Origin of the sequence: Streptomyces sp. SolWspMP-5a-2 (genome assembly GCF_900091845.1) — a bacterium.
GTDB classification, from domain to species: domain Bacteria; phylum Actinomycetota; class Actinomycetes; order Streptomycetales; family Streptomycetaceae; genus Streptomyces; species Streptomyces doudnae.
In genome coordinates this window covers 1-15546 of record NZ_FMCI01000213.1, presented here as the reverse complement: position 1 = coordinate 15546, position 15546 = coordinate 1, and the positions used below count along the sequence as shown (strand labels likewise).

Genomic DNA, 15546 nt, shown 5'->3' with positions numbered 1-15546 from the left:
CGCAACGAATTCCCCGATTCCCCCCTTTACCCCTACGGGTGACCGGGGGTGAGGGACGGATGATGACCGACAGCGCAGACGTGAGACCCGCCGCGACGCGGCGCACCGCACCCGGCACGGGCCACGCCGGGCGGGGGCGCGGCGACCTCCTCCTCGGCACGCTCGCCGCCCTCTTCACCCTGGCCCAACTCCTGCTGGTGGGCCCGGACATGGGCCTCGGCTGGGACGAGACCGTGTACGTCAGCCAGGTCGGCGGCGACGCGCCGGCCGCCTTCTTCAGCGCGCCGCGCGCCCGGGGCATCTCCCTGCTGGTCGCGCCCGTCGCCTCCTGGTCCTCGTCCACCGCCCTGCTCAGGATCTACCTGGCGGTCCTCTCCGGACTCGCCCTCTACATGGCCCTGCGCACCTGGCGGCCCCTGTTCCCGCCCCGGGTCGTCGCCCTCGGCGGCGCCCTCTTCGCCACCCTGTGGGTGACCCTCTTCTACGCCCCACAGGCCATGCCGAACTTCTGGGTCGCCGTCGGCGCGCTCGCCGCCGTCGCCTGCTGGCTGCGGGTCCGCGCCGACCGCCGGGACCGGGCCGCCTGGTGGGGGCTCGCCGCCGCCGTCTGCCTGATGGCCTGGATGCGCCCCACCGACGCCGTCTGGGCCGCCCTGCCGCTGATCGCCGCCGCCCTGCCGCGCGGACGGCGGCGCCCGCTCGCCCCGCTCGCCCTCGGACTGGTCTGCGGGTCGGCCGAATGGATCGCCGAGGCGTACGTCCGCTACGGCGGCCCGGCCCGCCGCCTCGCCGACGGCTCCAGCATCCAGGGCGGCCTCGGCTGGCACCTCGCCGTCGTCGACCAGCTCCGCAGCCTCGGCGGCCGGGCGCTGTGCCGCCCCTGTTCCGGCAGCCTGCCCGCCGTCGCCGTCACCCTCTGGTGGTACGCGCTGCCGCTGTTGGCGTCCCTCGCCCTCGCCGTCGCCGTCCGGGCCCGCCGCCCCGCGCCCACCCTCGCCGCGCTCGCCTGCGCGGCCACCGCCGCCTTCCCCTACCTCTTCCTCATCGGCTACGCGGCCCCCCGCTTCCTGCTGCCCGCCTACGCGCTGCTCGCCGTCCCCGTCGCCGACCTGCTCCTGACCGTGACAGGACCGGCCGCAGGACGACGGCGCACCTGGTCGGCGGCGCTCGTCGCGCTCGCGCTGACCGGGCACCTCGCCGTGCAGTACGCGGTGCTGCGCAACACCGTCCGGCACACCACCGCCTCCCACCGCGACTGGTCCGCCGTCGCCGCGGAACTGCACCGGCTCGGGGTGCGTCCGCCCTGCCTGCTCGCCGGGCCCGAGGCCATCCCCGTCGCCTTCTACGCCCGCTGCTCCTCGGCGGCGACCCGCGGCCACAACGCCAACACCACCCGCGCCGCCATCGAGGACGCCGTCCACCGGATGCCGGTGGCCGCCCTCACCTCGCCCGACGCGCCCCGGCCGGAGTACGCGGGCGGCTGGAGCGTCCACCGCGTCGCGGACAAGCGCCTGTACGTCGCGCCGTCCCCGGCCCGGGGCGGTACGGGGTGAGCGCGCCGCCCGCCGCGGCCGCCCCCGCCGTCGGCCGCCGCCGTCTCCACTGGCAGATCGGGCTCGCCCTCGCCCTGCTGGCGGGCGCGGTCTGCCTGGCCCGCAGGCACTGGGCGGCCGTCACCGACGGCGCGGGCAGGCTCGCCGGGGCCGACCACGGCTGGCTGCTGGTCGCCGCCGCGGCCGCGCTCGGCACCTGGGCCGCGGCCGCCCTCGCCCAGCAGGGCGCGGTAGCGGAACCACTGCCCGTACGGCGGCTGCTGGCCGCCCAGTTCGCCGCCTCCAGCGCCAACCACCTGCTGCCCGTGGGGCTCGGCGCGGGCGCGGTCAACATCCGGTTCCTGATCCGCTGCGGGCTGTCCACCGCCCGCTCGGCGACCGCCCTCGCCGTCAAGGCGACCGCCGGCGCGGTGGTGCGCTGCGTCCTGATCGCGGGCCTCGCGCTGGCCCGCCCCGGTGTCCTGCGGGTGCCGCACGTGCCCGGCGCGGTCCTCGCCGTCCTCCTCGGCTGCCTCGCGCTGCTCGCCGCCGTGCCGCGCACCCGGCTCTGGCCGCGCTGCCAGCGCGCCCTGACGGCGGTGTCGGCCGACGTCAGGGCCGTGCACGCGTGCCCGCGCCGGGCGGCCGCGCTCTGGGGCGGATCGCTGGCCTTCGCGCTGCTGCACTCCCTGGTGCTGGTCTGCGTCACCCAGGCCGTGGAGCTGCCGCTCGGCCCGGTGCGGGTGACGCTGCTGTACCTCGCCGCGAGCAGCGCCGCCGCCCTGCTGCCCACCCCGGGCGGCTTCGGCTCGCTGGACGCCGCGCTCGCCTTCGCCCTCACCCTCGGCGGCGCGTCGGCGGCGGGGGCGGCCTCCGTGGTGCTCGGCTACCGGCTGCTGACGGTGTGGCTGCCCCTGCTGCCCGGCCTCGCGGTCCTGGGGCTGATGGTGCGCCGCAGGGCGCTGTGAGGAAGCCGTCCGGCGGCGGCGCCGGTTTTCCCTCCAGTTGGGAAAGGCGTGCCGTTCCCATGGGGAAGGTCTGCCGCCGCCTTTACTGCACATGATGCGCAGGTGGGAGACGATGGCATCAGGTCGCCGTCCGCGACCGCCCCCGCACCACCGAAGGAACCCCCTCCCGATGACGGCCGCCCCTGACCCCGCTCCCACCCTCCCCGCCAGGACCGGCGCGAAGCGCTCGATCCGGCACCGCGTCCGGCACTCCATGACGCGGCGGGAGTGGGTCAGGGCCGGCGGGATGGCGGCCTTCATCGTCGCCCTGCACGTGATCGGCTGGTTCACACTCGTCGCGATCGTCGCGCCGCACCACTACAGCATCGGCGAGAAGTCCTTCGGCGTCGGCATCGGCGTCACCGCCTACACGCTGGGCATGCGGCACGCCTTCGACGCCGACCACATCGCCGCGATCGACAACACCACCCGCAAGCTGATGGGCGAGGGCGGGCGCCCGCTCTCCGTCGGGTTCTGGTTCTCCCTCGGGCACTCCAGCGTCGTCTTCGGCCTCGCGCTCCTGCTCTCCCTCGGCGTGCGCACCCTGGCCGGACCGGTCCGCGACGACGGCTCCGCGCTCCACGACGTCACCGGCCTGGTCGGCACCACCGTCTCCGGCGCCTTCCTCTACGTCATCGCCGGGATCAACCTCGTCATCCTGGCCGGGATCTGGAAGGTCTTCCGGCGGATGCGCTCCGGGCACTTCGACGAGGCGGCCCTGGAGGAGCAGCTCGACAACCGCGGCCTGATGAACCGCATCCTGGGCCGCTTCATGAAGTCGATCACCAAGTCCTGGCAGATGTACCCGCTGGGCCTGCTGTTCGGCCTCGGCTTCGACACCGCGACCGAGATCGCGCTGCTGGTGCTGGCCGGGTCCGGAGCCGCCTCCGGGCTGCCCTGGTACGCGATCCTCTGCCTGCCCGTGCTGTTCGCCGCCGGGATGTCCCTGCTGGACACCATCGACGGCTCCTTCATGAACTTCGCCTACGGCTGGGCGTTCTCCAAGCCGGTGCGCAAGGTCTACTACAACCTCACCGTCACCGGTCTCTCCGTCGCCGTCGCGCTGATCATCGGCACCGTCGAACTCCTCGGCCTGCTCGCCGACCGGTTCCACCTGCACGGGCCGTTCTGGGACTGGATCGCGGGCCTCGACCTCAACGCCGTCGGCTTCGTCATCGTCGGCCTCTTCCTCGTCACCTGGGTCGTCGCCCTGCTGGTGTGGAAGTTCGGCCGGATCGAGGAGAAGTGGTCCGCGGGCCTCGCCGGGCCCGCGGACCGTCCCGCCGGACAGAACGCCTGACCCCGCTCAGTCGCCGATGTGGTCGATCTGCCGCAGCTTGTTGGTGGCGTCCAGCGCGGCGACCTTGTAGGACTCCGCCAGCGTCGGGTAGTTGAAGACGGCGTCCACCAGGTAGTCGACGGTGCCGCCGCAGCCCATCACCGACTGGCCGATGTGGATCAGCTCGGTGGCGCCGGTGCCGAAGCAGTGCACCCCCAGCAGGGTGCGGTCCCGCGGTGACACCAGCAGCTTCAGCATCCCGTGCGAGTCACCGATGATCTGGCCCCGCGCCAGCTCCCGGTAGCGGGAGATGCCCACCTCGAACGGCACGCACTCCTCGGTGAGCTGGTCCTCGGTCCGGCCGACGAAGCTGATCTCCGGGATCGTGTAGATGCCGATGGGCTGGAGGTGGCTCATCTCGCCCACCGGCTCCCCGCAGGCGTGGTACGCCGCCGCCCTGCCCTGCTCCATCGACGTCGCGGCCAGCGCGGGGAAGCCGATCACGTCGCCCACCGCGTAGATGTGCTCCACCTCGGTCCTGTACCGCTCGTCGACCGTGATCCGGCCGCGCGCGTCGGCGGAGAGCCCCGCCTTGTCCAGGTCGAGCCCGTCGGTCAGACCCTGGCGGCCCGCCGAGTACATGACGGCGTCCGCCGGTATCTTCTTGCCGCTCTCCAGCACCGTCAGCGTGCCCCGCGGGTGCCGCTCCACGGCGGCCACCGTCTCACCGAACCGGAACGTCACCGCCAGGTCCCGCAGGTGGTACTTGAGCGACTCGATGACCTCGACGTCGCACATGTCGAGCATCCCGGCCCGCTTCTCGACGACCGTCACCTTGCTGCCGAGCGCCGCGAACATGCTGGCGTACTCCATGCCGATCACCCCGGCCCCGACGATCACCATGGACCGCGGGACGCGCTCGACGGCGAGCACGTTGTCGGAGTCCAGCACGGTGCGCCCGTCGAACTGCACGCTCTCCGGTCGGGCCGGCCTGGTGCCGGTGGCGATGACGATGTTCTCGGCGGTCAGCAGCCGTTCGTCGCCGCCCTCCTCCTGGAGCGCCACGGTGTGCGGATCGACGAACCGGCCGGTCCCCGCGTGCAGGGCGACCCGGTTGCGGGAGAGCTGACTGCGGATCACGTCGACCTCGCGGCTGACGACGTGCTGGGTCCTGGCCGTCAGATCGGCGACGGTGATGTCCTCCTTCAACCGGTAGCTCTGGCCGTACAGATCGCGCTGGGTGAGCCCGGTGAGGTACAGCACCGCCTCGCGCAGGGTCTTGGAGGGGATGGTGCCGGTGTGGATGGAGACGCCGCCGACCATGTCGGGTCGGTCGACGACGGCGACCCGGCGGCCGAGTTTCGCCGCTGCGATGGCGGCCTTCTGGCCACCCGGTCCGGAACCGATGACGAGCATGTCGTAGTCGTAGTCAGGCACCTGCCGGAGTCTGTCAGCCGGGCACCTCCCGGGGGAAGGGCCGAGGTGACGCGCGGGCCCGCGGGCCCACCCCGGGTCGCTCCGTGCCGCGATCCGGGCTACTCTCCTGGCGGCGCGAAAAACACCGTCCGGCGCTCCGCCTCCGGACCGTGCGCACACATCGACGCGGGACTCCCTGATCGGTGAGCGTCTCCTTGCCGGGCCCCGGACCTCCCGTCCGGCCCGGCGCCGCCATCCGCCGGCCCTGGCCGACGGGACACGAGGAGCGCCTGATCATGAAGAAGACCTGTGCCGTCGTCGGAGCCGGACTCGGCGGGCTGATGCTCGCCCGGGTGCTCCAGACCCACGGCGTCACCACCACGATCCACGAGGCCGAGGTCTCGGCGACGGCCCGCGCGCAGGGCGGGCTGCTCGACATCCACGAGGAGACGGGGCAGGTCGCGCTCCGCGCGGCCGGGCTCCACCGGGAGTTCCGCGCGCTGGTCCGCCCCGGCGAGGACGCCAAGCGCGTCGTCGACCGCGACGGCACCCTCCTGTTCGACCTGCCCGCGGACCCCGGTTCGGCCCGCCCCGAGGTGGACCGGGGCGAGCTGCGGCGCCTGCTCCTCGACTCGCTCGCACCCGGCACCATCAGGTGGGGCCACAAGGTCACCGAGGTCCGGCACCTGCCCGGGGGCGGCGGCGAACTGGCCTTCGCCGGAGGGGACACCGCACGGGCCGACATCGTCGTCGGCGCGGACGGCGCCTGGTCGAAGGTGCGTCCGCTGCTCACCCCCGCCCAGCCGCTCTACAGCGGGACCTGCTTCGTCGAGATCGGCCTCTCGCCCGCCCGCCGCAGGGCGGGCCTCGCCGCCATCGGCGGGGGCACCCTGATGGCGGTCGAGCCCGGGAAGGGGATCATCGCGCACCGCTGCGCCGACGGGAGCGTGCGCGGCTACGCGGCCCTGAACCGGCCCGAGGCGTGGATGAGGGCGATCGACACCGCCGACCCGGCCGCCGCGCTGCGGCGCCTCGCCGCCGAGTTCGAGGGCTGGTCGCCGTCGCTCACGGCCTACGTCGCGGAGAGCGACCTGGAACCGTGGCTCCGCCCCATCCACGCCCTCCCGGTCGGAGTGGCGTGGGAGCGGGTGCCCGGCGTGACGCTCGTCGGTGACGCCGCGCACCTGATGCCGCCGTTCGCGGGCGAGGGCGCGAACCTCGCCCTGTACGACGGCGCCGAGCTGGCGGGCGCGCTGGCCGGACACGCCGACGTCGAGGACGCGCTCACCGCCTACGAACGGCGGCTCTTCCCCCGCAGCGCCGGGATCGCCGACCTCTCGGCGCGGAACCTGGAGGTCTTCTTCGGCGACGGCGCCCCGCGGAGCGTGGTCGCGCTGTTCGACCGCCGGGGGTAGCCGGGCGGCCGGTGGCCGGGGCGCGGTGTCCGCCCGCCCGGTGACGGGCGGACCGCACGCCGTCAGGGCAGGAGCTTGTCCAGGGCCGCCGGACCCTCGGCGGCCAGTTTGCGGCGGGCCCACTCCAGGGTGTCCGGGGTGACGTCCCGGCCCGCCGCGAGCACCAGGTCCTCGGGGGACACCTCGGTGCCTGGACGGGTGTGCAGCAGGTCGTCCGGGGTGACGCGCTCCGCGGACGACCCGGACGCGTCGGGCTGTGGCATCGACATGATCTGTGCTCCTCGGCTCCGGATCGCTGGACGGGCCCGGGGGCCCGTTAACACCATTCATCGCGGGAGCCCGCCCTGCATCCCCAGATCCCGCCCGGCCCGAATCCCCAGATCCCGCCCGCCCCGCCCGAGATGCCCGGCGGCCGGGCCGGGCGTCTAATGGGCCCTCCAGCGGATCGGCCGCACGGAGGACCAGGTCCATGGCATCCACAGACAGCGGTCCGCGGACCGACCGGCCCCCGGCCGCGGGACTGCTGCGGCGGATCGGCGAAGGGTGCGCCAGGCACCACGTCGTCGTCATCGTCGTCTGGCTGGTCGCCCTGGTGGCGCTCCAGTTCCTGAACCGCTCGTTCGGCGGCACCTACTCCGACGACTTCGCCCTTCCCGGCGCCCAGTCCCAGCAGGGCCTCGACGTGCTGAAGAAGCACGACCCGGCGGCCGGGGGCTACGGCAGCCAGATCGTCCTGCACGACACGGATCAGCCGATCAGCGTCCTCGCGTCCCCCCTGTCGACCGCCGTCGCCGACCTGGGGAAACTCCCGCACGTGCTGTCCGCGCAGAACCCGCTGTCGGTGCCCGCCTCCCCGGTCGGACCCCTCTCCACCGACGGCCGCACGGCGTACATCACGGTCCGGTTCGACGTCCAGCCCTCCACCCTCGGCGCCGGGTACCTCACGGGCGTCGACAAGGCCGTGCAGCCGCTGCGCTCCGCCGGGGCCGACGTCGAGTACGGCGGACCGCTCGGCGAACTGGCGAGGCCCGCCGCCAACGACCGGCTCAGCGAGGTGATCGGATTCGCCGTCGCGATCGTCGTGCTGCTGATCGGCTTCGGCAGTGTCCTCGCCGCGGGCATCCCCCTGGTCACGGCCCTGATCGGGGTGGTGGGCGGGCTCGCCTGCCTCGGTCTGCTCGCCGCCGCGTTCACCTTCGCGACCGTCTCACCCACCCTGGCCACCATGATCGGCCTCGGCGTCGGCATCGACTACGCCCTGTTCCTCATCACCCGGCACCGGCAGGGCCTCATGGACGGCGCCGACCCGGTCCGCTCCGCCGGTCACGCCACCGCCACCAGCGGACGCGCCGTCCTCGTCTCCGGCTGCACCGTCATCATCGCCCTCGCCGGTCTGTACGCGTCCGGCGTCAGCTTCATCGGCAAGCTCGGCCTCGCCGCCGCCGTCACTGTCGTCTCCGCCGTCGTCGGCGCCCTCACCCTGGTCCCGGCGCTCCTCGGGCTCCTCGGCACCCGCGTCGACCGCCTCCGGGTCCGCCGCCCCGTCGCCGAGACCGACGCCGCGCCGGGCGCCGTCCCGCACGGCACCTGGCACCGGTACGCGCAGCGCGTCGAGCGCCGCCCCTGGCAGTTCCTCGCGGCGGGCGTCACGGCCGTCGTCGTCCTCGCCGTCCCGCTGTTCTCCCTCCAGCTCGGCCACATCGGCGACGGCGCCGACCCCACGTCCTTCACCGACCGGCGCGCCTACGACCTGATGACCGACGCCTTCGGGCCCGGCTCCAACGGCCCCCTGACCGTCGTCGTCGACCAGACGCACGTACCGGCCGACCAGCGCTCCGCGCTCTCCGCGCAGGCCCAGAAGACCCTGGACGCCGTGCCGGGCGCCGCCACCGTCACCCCGCTGACGCCCACCACCGACGGCGACGTCCTGATCGGCACCGTGTACTCCCGGCAGTCGCCCCAGGACGCCGCCACCACCGACCTCACCAACCGGCTCGTGCACGACACCCTCCCGGCCGCCGTCTCCGGCACCGACGCCCACGGGTACGTCACCGGCACCACCGCGGCCCAGGTCGACTTCCGGGACATCGTCTCCAGCCGACTGCCCCTGATCATCGCGGTGGTCGTCGCGCTGGCCTTCCTGATCATCCTCGCCGTCTTCCGCGGCCTGCTCGTCGCCGTCAAGGCCGCCGTCCTCAACGTCCTGTCGATCGCCGCCTCCTACGGCGTCGTCGTCGCCGTCTTCCAGTGGGGCTGGGGCGGCCCCGCGCTCGGCGTCTCCGGCACGGTGCCCATCGAGAGCTACGTCCCGATGATGATGTTCGCCATCATCTTCGGGCTCAGCATGGACTACGAGATCTTCCTGCTCTCCCGCGTCCACGAGGCGTGGCTGCGCACCGGCGACGCCAAGGCGTCCGTCGCCCACGCCCTGGAGATCACCGCCCGGGTCATCACCTGCGCCGCCCTGATCATGGTGAGCGTCTTCGCGGCCTTCGTCCTCAGCGACGACATCGTCGTCAAGATGCTCGGCCTCGGGCTCGCCGTCAGCGTCCTCATCGACGCCACCGTCGTCCGGCTGCTCATGGTGCCCGCCGTGATGACCCTGCTGGGCCGCCACGCCTGGTGGACCCCGCGATGGCTGGACCGGCTGCTGCCGCACATCGACACCGAGGGCGACCACGAACCGGCCGCCGCCGTCACCGGTCGTCCGGCACCACCGGGGTGAGCACCAGCATCGTCACGTCGTCGAGGATCTCCCGGCAGTGGTGGAACAGGTCCGTCCACACCCGGTCCGCGAGCTTCCCCGGATCACCGCCCGCCCCCGGCGCCAGCACGGTCAGCCGCTCGACCAGCGGATAGAACACCCCCGCCGCGTCCCGGCCCTCGGAGACCCCGTCCGACGCCAGGAACAGGACGTCGCCCGGATCGAGCCGGACGCTCACCCCCGTCGGCGACGCGCCGTCCGACAGCCCCAGGCCGAGCGGCGTCCACGTCGGCAGCCCCAGCTCCACCGCACGGCCGCCGTGCACCAGCACCGGCGCCGGATGCCCGCACGACATCACCCGCACCGTCCGCCCGTCCGGCGCGAACTCCAGCAGCACCGCCGTCGCGAACAGCTCGGGGAACCGGGCCGACGCCGAGTCCACCACCAGCCGCCGGTCCAGGCGCGCGGCGACCGACTCCAGGTCCGGCAGATCGAGGACCGCCTCCCGGAACGCGCCCAGCAGCGACGCGACCGTCGCGACCGCCGACAGACCGTGCCCCTGCACGTCCCCCATGACCGCCCGCACCCCGTACGGACCCGTCCGCACGTCGAAGAAGTCACCGCCGACCAGCGTGCCGCGCTGCGCCGCCCGGTACAGGCCCGCGCACCGCACCGGCCCCACCCGGTCGGGCACCGGCGGCACCAGCGCCCGCTGCGCCGCCTCGGCCACCTTGCGCTCCAGGTCGAGCTGGGCGTCGCGGCGGCGGCTCACGTACGCCACGAAGACGCTCAGCAGGGCGACGAAGCAGATCGTGAGGACGTCCGTGTTGCCGGGCTCGTTGAGCCGGAACGGCGGCGCCTGGAGGATGGCGATCACGGCGGCGCCCAGCAGGGCGGTGGCCAGCGGCCCGTAGGAGAGCACGGCCAGCGGCGGGATCGCGCCCAGCAGGAAGCCGATGTCCAGGGGCGAGGGGCTCAGCAGGGTCGCCACGCACACCCCGACGACCAGCACGATCGGCAGCACGCGCACCCAGCGCGGCGGCGGGGCACCATGCAGCCAGCTCCGGCGGTCGTGCGCCCGCCGGGACACCGCGAGCCGCGCCTGACGCACCTGCATCACACCACCACGCTCCACCACCACGCGCCCACCCGCACGCCGGGAGGGGACGGACGGCCCCGGAGAGCCGGGGGAGGGGACGGCGTGCGCGGCGGCGGGCCTGAGCGCGGAAAAAGAGGTGCGGGGGGACCCGGCGCCGTCCTAGGGTGTGCCGCACGCCCCGCGACCCGTGGAAGGAGGCGAGCCCGATGCGTACCACCCCGTCCGTCCCGCGCTCCCTCTCCCCGGCCCCGGCGTGCCACGTCTGACCTGACCCGGGAGCGCTCCGCAGCACCGCATCCCGGAGGAACCCATGACCGATCCGGTCATCCGCCCGCTCGACGCGAGCACCGTCGACCTCTTCGACACCCTGCCCGACCCGCTGGACTGCCGTACCACCCACCTGCGCACCCGGTACCGCCCCGACTGGAAGCGCGTCGCCCTGCGCGACGGCCGGGTCGTCGCCCGCGCCGCCTGGTGGGGCGGCCCCGACGACACGGAACCCTCCCAGATCAACTGGTTCGACGTCGCCGAGGGCGAGGAGGCGGCGGGCGCCGCCCTCCTGCGCGGTTCCCCCTGGCGGGTCGGCCTCGAACTCACCGTGCCGAGCGGCTGGCGCGACGACCCGGCCGGGCGCGCCGCGGTCGACGCCCGGTGCGCCGCCGCGCGGCTGGCCGGACACGAACCGCTGGTGGAACGCTTCACCTACCGGTGGACGCCCGACCGGGGGCTGCCCGAGCGCCCGACCCGGCTCGTCTTCCGCGCCGAGCCCGACGACGCCGTCTTCCTCGACGCGCTGCGCCGGATCCACTCCGTCACCCTCGACGCGCACGCCCTGAAGGCCGTGCGGGAGGGCGGGCCCGACCGGGCCGCGCGCGAGGAGCTTGACTTCTTCCGCTGGTGCCCGTCACCGCGCGCGTGGTGGCAGGTCGCGTACACCCGGCAGGGTGAACCTGTCGGCATCCACGTCCCCGTGCACAACCCGTCCGGGCCCGCCATCGGGTTCATCGGCGTGCTGCCCGAGCACCGGGGGCGCGGCTACGGGCGCGACCTGCTGGCCGAGTGCACGCACTTCCTGGTCGAGCGGGGCGCGGAGTTCGTCGCGGCGGCGACGGACCAGGGCAACGTCCCGATGGCCGGTCACTTCGCGTGGGCCGGATACCCGGTCGTCCGGGAACGGATCCACTTCTCGCCGCCGCCCGCCGCGTAGCGGATCAGCGCCGTCCGGTTGTCGGTGGGGGGTGGCACGCTGGTCGTGGCGTGATCGACCACGGACGGCGGAGGCGGGATGGGGTTCCAGGGCGAGGTCTGGACGGTGCGGGGACGCACGGCGCGGGGGACGCCGACGGGGGAGCCCGCCGGGGACGGGGGAGGTGTCGCGGAGACCGCCGGGGCCGGGGCCGGAGGAGGGGGCGCGGAGGTGGGCCGGGCCGGGGGAGAGGCCGTGGCGGCGGGCGGGGCCGGGGACGAGATCGGGGAGATCCTGATCGACGACGCCGACTTCCCCTGGCTCTCCGGCCGCTTCACCCCCGGGCCAGGCTTCGGCGCCGTCCGCGACCTCTTCGCCCGTGAACTCGCCCTGGCGCAGGGGGAGAAGGAGCGGTGGGCGGAGTGGGAGACGGTCTGCGGCGAGATCGGCCGCCGGGTCGCCCTCTCCTCGCCGGACGGCCCCGTCCCCGAGTTCCTGCTCCACATCGACGGGGACAGGGCCTGGTTCCGGTGGAGCGACGAGCCCTTCGCGGACGAGGAGGCCGACGGGGACGCGGACGGGGAGCACGGACGGCGGGACGGTCAGGGCGAAGCGGGGGCGGGGAGCGAGAACCCGCCGGTCCGCTGAGCCGTGCGGCTCAGCTCGCGCCGACCCCGGCCCGCGTACGCCGGTCGCCGGTCGTGCGCGGGCCGCCGCCCCTTCCCCGCTCGCCCTCAGTCGGTGTCCGCGCCCCCGCTCAGCAGATGTTCCGCCTCCACAAGGATCTCCGTCACCCGCAGTCCGAACGCCGCGTCGCACGGGTGCGGGGTGCCGGTGCGGGCGGCGGCGAGCAGGGCGTCCCCGGCCCGCCGCAGGGACGCGACCGCGCCCTCGGAGCCGTCGGGCAGGTGCGTCACCCCCGACGCGCCCCGCAGCTCCACCTCGGCGCCGCACGCGGCGGGCGGCGCGGTGAGGCTCAGCGTCAGGGTGCTGGACGCGCCGCCCTCGTGGTCCAGGACGAGCTGCACGGTGTCCAGGGGCCCCGGCACCGCGGCCGCGACCCGGCGCACGTCGCCCAGCACCGGCAGCAGCACCGACAGCGCGTGCGGGCCGACGTCCCACAGGGCGCCCTTCTCCCGGCGCCACGGCGTCGCGAACGGATGTCCGTCGTCGGAGAAGACCGCGCCGAGCCACTGCGCCCGCGCCGTGAACCAGTCGCCTGCCTTCGCCTGTTCGTCGATCCACGCGGCGCTCCCCGGCACGAACCGGGTGGTGAAGAAGACCACCGACGCGACCCGGGCCGCCCGGACCGCGTCCACCACCGCCCGCGCCTGCCCGACCGTCGTCGCGACGGGCTTGTCCAGGAGCAGGTGGCAGCCCGCGCGAGCGGCCCGCACCGCGAGATCGGCCTGCACGGACGGCGGCAGCGCGACGGCGACCGCGTCCACGTCGGCCAGCAGCGCGTCCACGTCCGCGTAGGCGCGGGTGCCGTGCCGCTCGGCGAGTTCCCCTGCGGCCTCGGGACGCCGTCCCCAGACACCGGTGAAGTCGAGGTCGGGGTGCTCCTGGAGCGCGGGGGCGTGCGCCGCCGTCGCCCAGGGGCCGGTACCGAGCAGTCCGATGCGCATCCGCGCCGCCTCTCCACGCTGTCGTCCCAGGTGACGGCCGCCGCTCGGGCCGCCGTCCGCGACCGAGCCTCGCACAGGTGCCCGACCCGCGGGGCTCCGGCCGCCGAAAAGATCCGGACAGACCCGGTCCCGGACCACGAGACCGGTGACTTCGCCGGTGCCGGGGCGGCCCGCGCCGTCCGACAGTGGGCCCGTCGAACGCACCGCCCCCGCCCCCACCGAGAGGACGACTCGGCATGCACAGGACCATCCCCGCCCCGCCCGCCCCCGGCTCCCCGCGGACCGCCCGCCGCGCCTCCCGCCTCACCGGCGCCGCGGCCGCCGTCGCCGCGATCGTCGCGCTCACCACCCTGACCGGACCCGGCGCGCACGCCGCCGCCAACCCCTACGAGCGGGGACCGGCGCCCAGCGAGGCCAGCATCGAGGCCGCCAGGGGCTCCTACGCGGTCTCCCAGACCACCGTCTCCTCGCTCTCCGTCAGCGACTTCGGCGGCGGCACGATCTACTACCCGACCAGCACCGGCGACGGCACCTTCGGCGCCGTCGCCGTCTCGCCCGGCTACACCGGCACCCAGTCGTCCATCTCCTGGCTCGGCCCCCGGCTCGCCTCGCAGGGCTTCGTCGTCTTCACCATCGACACCCTCACCACCCTCGACCAGCCCGACTCCCGGGGCCGTCAACTCCTGGCCGCCCTCGACTACCTGACCCAGCGCAGCTCGGTGCGCACCCGCGTCGACAGCGGCAGGCTCGGCGTGATCGGGCACTCGATGGGCGGCGGCGGCTCGCTGGAGGCCGCCAAGTCCCGGCCCTCCCTCCAGGCGGCCGTCCCGCTGACGCCCTGGAACCTCGACAAGACCTGGCCGGAGATCAGCACGCCCACCCTCATCGTCGGGGCCGACGGCGACACGGTCGCGCCCGTCGCCACCCACGCCGAGCCCTTCTACACCAGCCTGCCGTCCTCGCTCGACCGGGCCTACCTGGAGCTGAACGGAGCCACCCACTTCACGCCCAACTCGTCGAACACGACGATCGCGAAGTACACCGTCTCCTGGCTCAAACGGTTCATCGACGACGACACCCGCTACGAGCAGTTCCTGTGCCCGCTGCCCAAGCCGAGCCTGACCATCGAGGAGTACCGGGGCAACTGCCCGCACACCTCCTGACCCACCGGACCCTGTGCCGGTGCACCGGCCCCGCGCCCCGGGGCTGGGCACCGGCACAGCGCGTGCCCGCCGCCGGGAGCCCGAACCCGCTGATGACGGCCGGGACCGGCACCGCACGGCGGGCGGACGGCGGGCTTCCGCCGCGCGTTACGCGTGAGTAACGTCGCGGGAATGAGCGGACCCGAACCGCCGCCGGGCACGGCCACGGCAGGACCGGACCCGAGCGTGCCGCCGCGCGGCCGCGCTGAACCGCCGGGCACGGCCCTGGCAGGACCGGACCCGAGCGTGCCGCCGCGCGGACGCGCCGAACTCGCGCGCGCCGTGCGGGAGGTGCGGGACGGGCCCGTCGGCGACGCCTGCGCGTCCTTCCTGCTCGCCGCCGCCCTGCTCGCCCCGGACGACCCGCACGCCGCGGAGACCGCCGTCCTCGCCGCCGCCGACGCGGCCTGGGCCGCGGGCGACGCCGCCACCTGCCTGACCGTGCTCCGCGACCACCCGCCGCTGTCCGGGCCGGGGACGGCCGCCGCGCCGCTGCTCGACTACCGCCGCGGCGTCCGGCTCGTCCTGGAGACCCGGTTCGACCGGGCCGCCGCCCCGCTGCGCCGCGTCGCGCACGCCACCGGACCCCACGACACCCCCGAGCCGCTGCTGCGTTCGGCCGCGGCCGCCCTGCTCCTCGGTGACCTCGACGCCGCCCGGCGGTCCGGGGCACGGGCCCTGGCGGCGGCCCGCAGCCTGGACGCCCGCCACCTCGAACCCCGCTCCCTCGAATACCTCGCCTACGCCGAACTGCGGGCCGGACGGCACGCGCAGGCGCGCAGTCACGCCGAGGACGGGCTGCGGGCCGCCCGCGCGGCCGGACAGCGCAACTCCGCCGCCCAGCACCACGCCGTCCTGGCGCTCGCCGCCTCCATCGAGGGCGAACCCGAGGTCGTCGACGCGCAGGTGGCCGCCGCCCTGGCGACCGCGCGCCGCCACGGACTCGCGCAGGTCGCGACCCTGGCCCAGTGGGCCGCGGCCCGCGCCGCCCTCGGCCGCGGCCTGCCCGTGGAGGCCGCCGACCGGCTCGCGCCCCTGATCGGACCCGGCCCGGGGCGCGGGCACTTCGCGGTGTGGA

12 protein-coding genes and 1 pseudogene are annotated in these 15546 nt (G+C 75.0%); 9 read left to right on the top strand and 4 right to left on the bottom strand.

Features of this window, described 5'->3' with window-relative positions; translation table 11 throughout:
- Positions 1 to 62 precede the first annotated feature (62 nt).
- The 3 genes from GA0115242_RS21690 (at position 63) to GA0115242_RS21680 (ending at position 3839) form a co-directional block, all read left to right on the top strand.
- Complete coding sequence (locus GA0115242_RS21690; RefSeq protein ID WP_093830988.1) at positions 63 to 1553, top strand: hypothetical protein; 1491 nt, start codon at positions 63 to 65, stop codon at positions 1551 to 1553.
- Positions 1550 to 2500: a lysylphosphatidylglycerol synthase transmembrane domain-containing protein gene (locus GA0115242_RS21685; protein WP_093830986.1), complete on the top strand. Its 951-nt coding sequence runs from the start codon at positions 1550 to 1552 to the stop codon at positions 2498 to 2500. The genes GA0115242_RS21690 and GA0115242_RS21685 overlap by 4 nt, the downstream gene beginning before the upstream one ends.
- Before the next feature lie 169 nt (positions 2501 to 2669).
- Positions 2670 to 3839, top strand: coding sequence for a HoxN/HupN/NixA family nickel/cobalt transporter (locus tag GA0115242_RS21680; protein WP_176729875.1), 1170 nt, complete (start codon positions 2670 to 2672; stop codon positions 3837 to 3839).
- A gap of 6 nt (positions 3840 to 3845) precedes the next feature.
- Here GA0115242_RS21680 and sthA read toward each other — a convergent pair whose 3' ends face one another.
- On the bottom strand, positions 3846 to 5255 hold the full coding sequence (gene sthA, locus GA0115242_RS21675) for a Si-specific NAD(P)(+) transhydrogenase (protein ID WP_093830984.1): 1410 nt from the start codon (positions 5253 to 5255) through the stop codon (positions 3846 to 3848).
- Between the two features lie 275 nt (positions 5256 to 5530).
- Between sthA and GA0115242_RS21670 the strand changes: the two genes are divergently transcribed.
- Positions 5531 to 6649, top strand: a complete 1119-nt coding sequence (locus GA0115242_RS21670; RefSeq protein ID WP_093830982.1) for an FAD-dependent oxidoreductase — start codon at positions 5531 to 5533, stop codon at positions 6647 to 6649.
- A 62-nt stretch (positions 6650 to 6711) separates the two neighbouring features.
- On the opposite strand, the gene GA0115242_RS21665 is transcribed toward GA0115242_RS21670, so the two are convergent.
- Complete coding sequence (locus GA0115242_RS21665; RefSeq protein WP_093830980.1) at positions 6712 to 6918, bottom strand: hypothetical protein; 207 nt, start codon at positions 6916 to 6918, stop codon at positions 6712 to 6714.
- Between the two features lie 200 nt (positions 6919 to 7118).
- On the opposite strand from GA0115242_RS21665, the gene GA0115242_RS21660 reads away from it, so the two are divergent.
- Positions 7119 to 9374 carry an MMPL family transporter gene (locus GA0115242_RS21660; protein ID WP_093830978.1) on the top strand — a complete coding sequence of 752 codons (2256 nt, stop codon included), beginning with the start codon at positions 7119 to 7121 and terminating at the stop codon, positions 9372 to 9374.
- Here the strand turns inward: GA0115242_RS21660 and GA0115242_RS21655 are convergent.
- Positions 9346 to 10470, bottom strand: coding sequence for a PP2C family protein-serine/threonine phosphatase (locus GA0115242_RS21655; protein WP_093831008.1), 1125 nt, complete (start codon positions 10468 to 10470; stop codon positions 9346 to 9348). The genes GA0115242_RS21660 and GA0115242_RS21655 overlap by 29 nt on opposite strands.
- A 292-nt stretch (positions 10471 to 10762) precedes the next feature.
- On the opposite strand from GA0115242_RS21655, the gene GA0115242_RS21650 reads away from it, so the two are divergent.
- Both GA0115242_RS21650 and GA0115242_RS21645 read left to right on the top strand, forming a co-directional pair.
- Entirely contained in the window at positions 10763 to 11659 is an 897-nt protein-coding gene (locus GA0115242_RS21650; RefSeq protein ID WP_093830976.1) for a GNAT family N-acetyltransferase, read from the top strand.
- A 78-nt stretch (positions 11660 to 11737) separates the two neighbouring features.
- Positions 11738 to 12286 (top strand): hypothetical protein, encoded by a 549-nt coding sequence (locus GA0115242_RS21645; protein ID WP_370672312.1) that lies wholly within the window; start codon positions 11738 to 11740, stop codon positions 12284 to 12286.
- A gap of 86 nt (positions 12287 to 12372) precedes the next feature.
- On the opposite strand, the gene GA0115242_RS21640 is transcribed toward GA0115242_RS21645, so the two are convergent.
- Complete coding sequence (locus tag GA0115242_RS21640) at positions 12373 to 13266, bottom strand: Gfo/Idh/MocA family protein (RefSeq protein WP_093830974.1); 894 nt, start codon at positions 13264 to 13266, stop codon at positions 12373 to 12375.
- A gap of 236 nt (positions 13267 to 13502) precedes the next feature.
- On the opposite strand from GA0115242_RS21640, the gene GA0115242_RS21635 reads away from it, so the two are divergent.
- Both GA0115242_RS21635 and GA0115242_RS21630 read left to right on the top strand, forming a co-directional pair.
- Positions 13503 to 14429 carry a bis(hydroxyethyl) terephthalate hydrolase gene (locus tag GA0115242_RS21635; RefSeq protein WP_093830972.1) on the top strand — a complete coding sequence of 309 codons (927 nt, stop codon included), beginning with the start codon at positions 13503 to 13505 and terminating at the stop codon, positions 14427 to 14429.
- Between the two features lie 171 nt (positions 14430 to 14600).
- A pseudogene (locus GA0115242_RS21630) lies at positions 14601 to 15546 on the top strand (LuxR family transcriptional regulator); the annotation flags it as partial.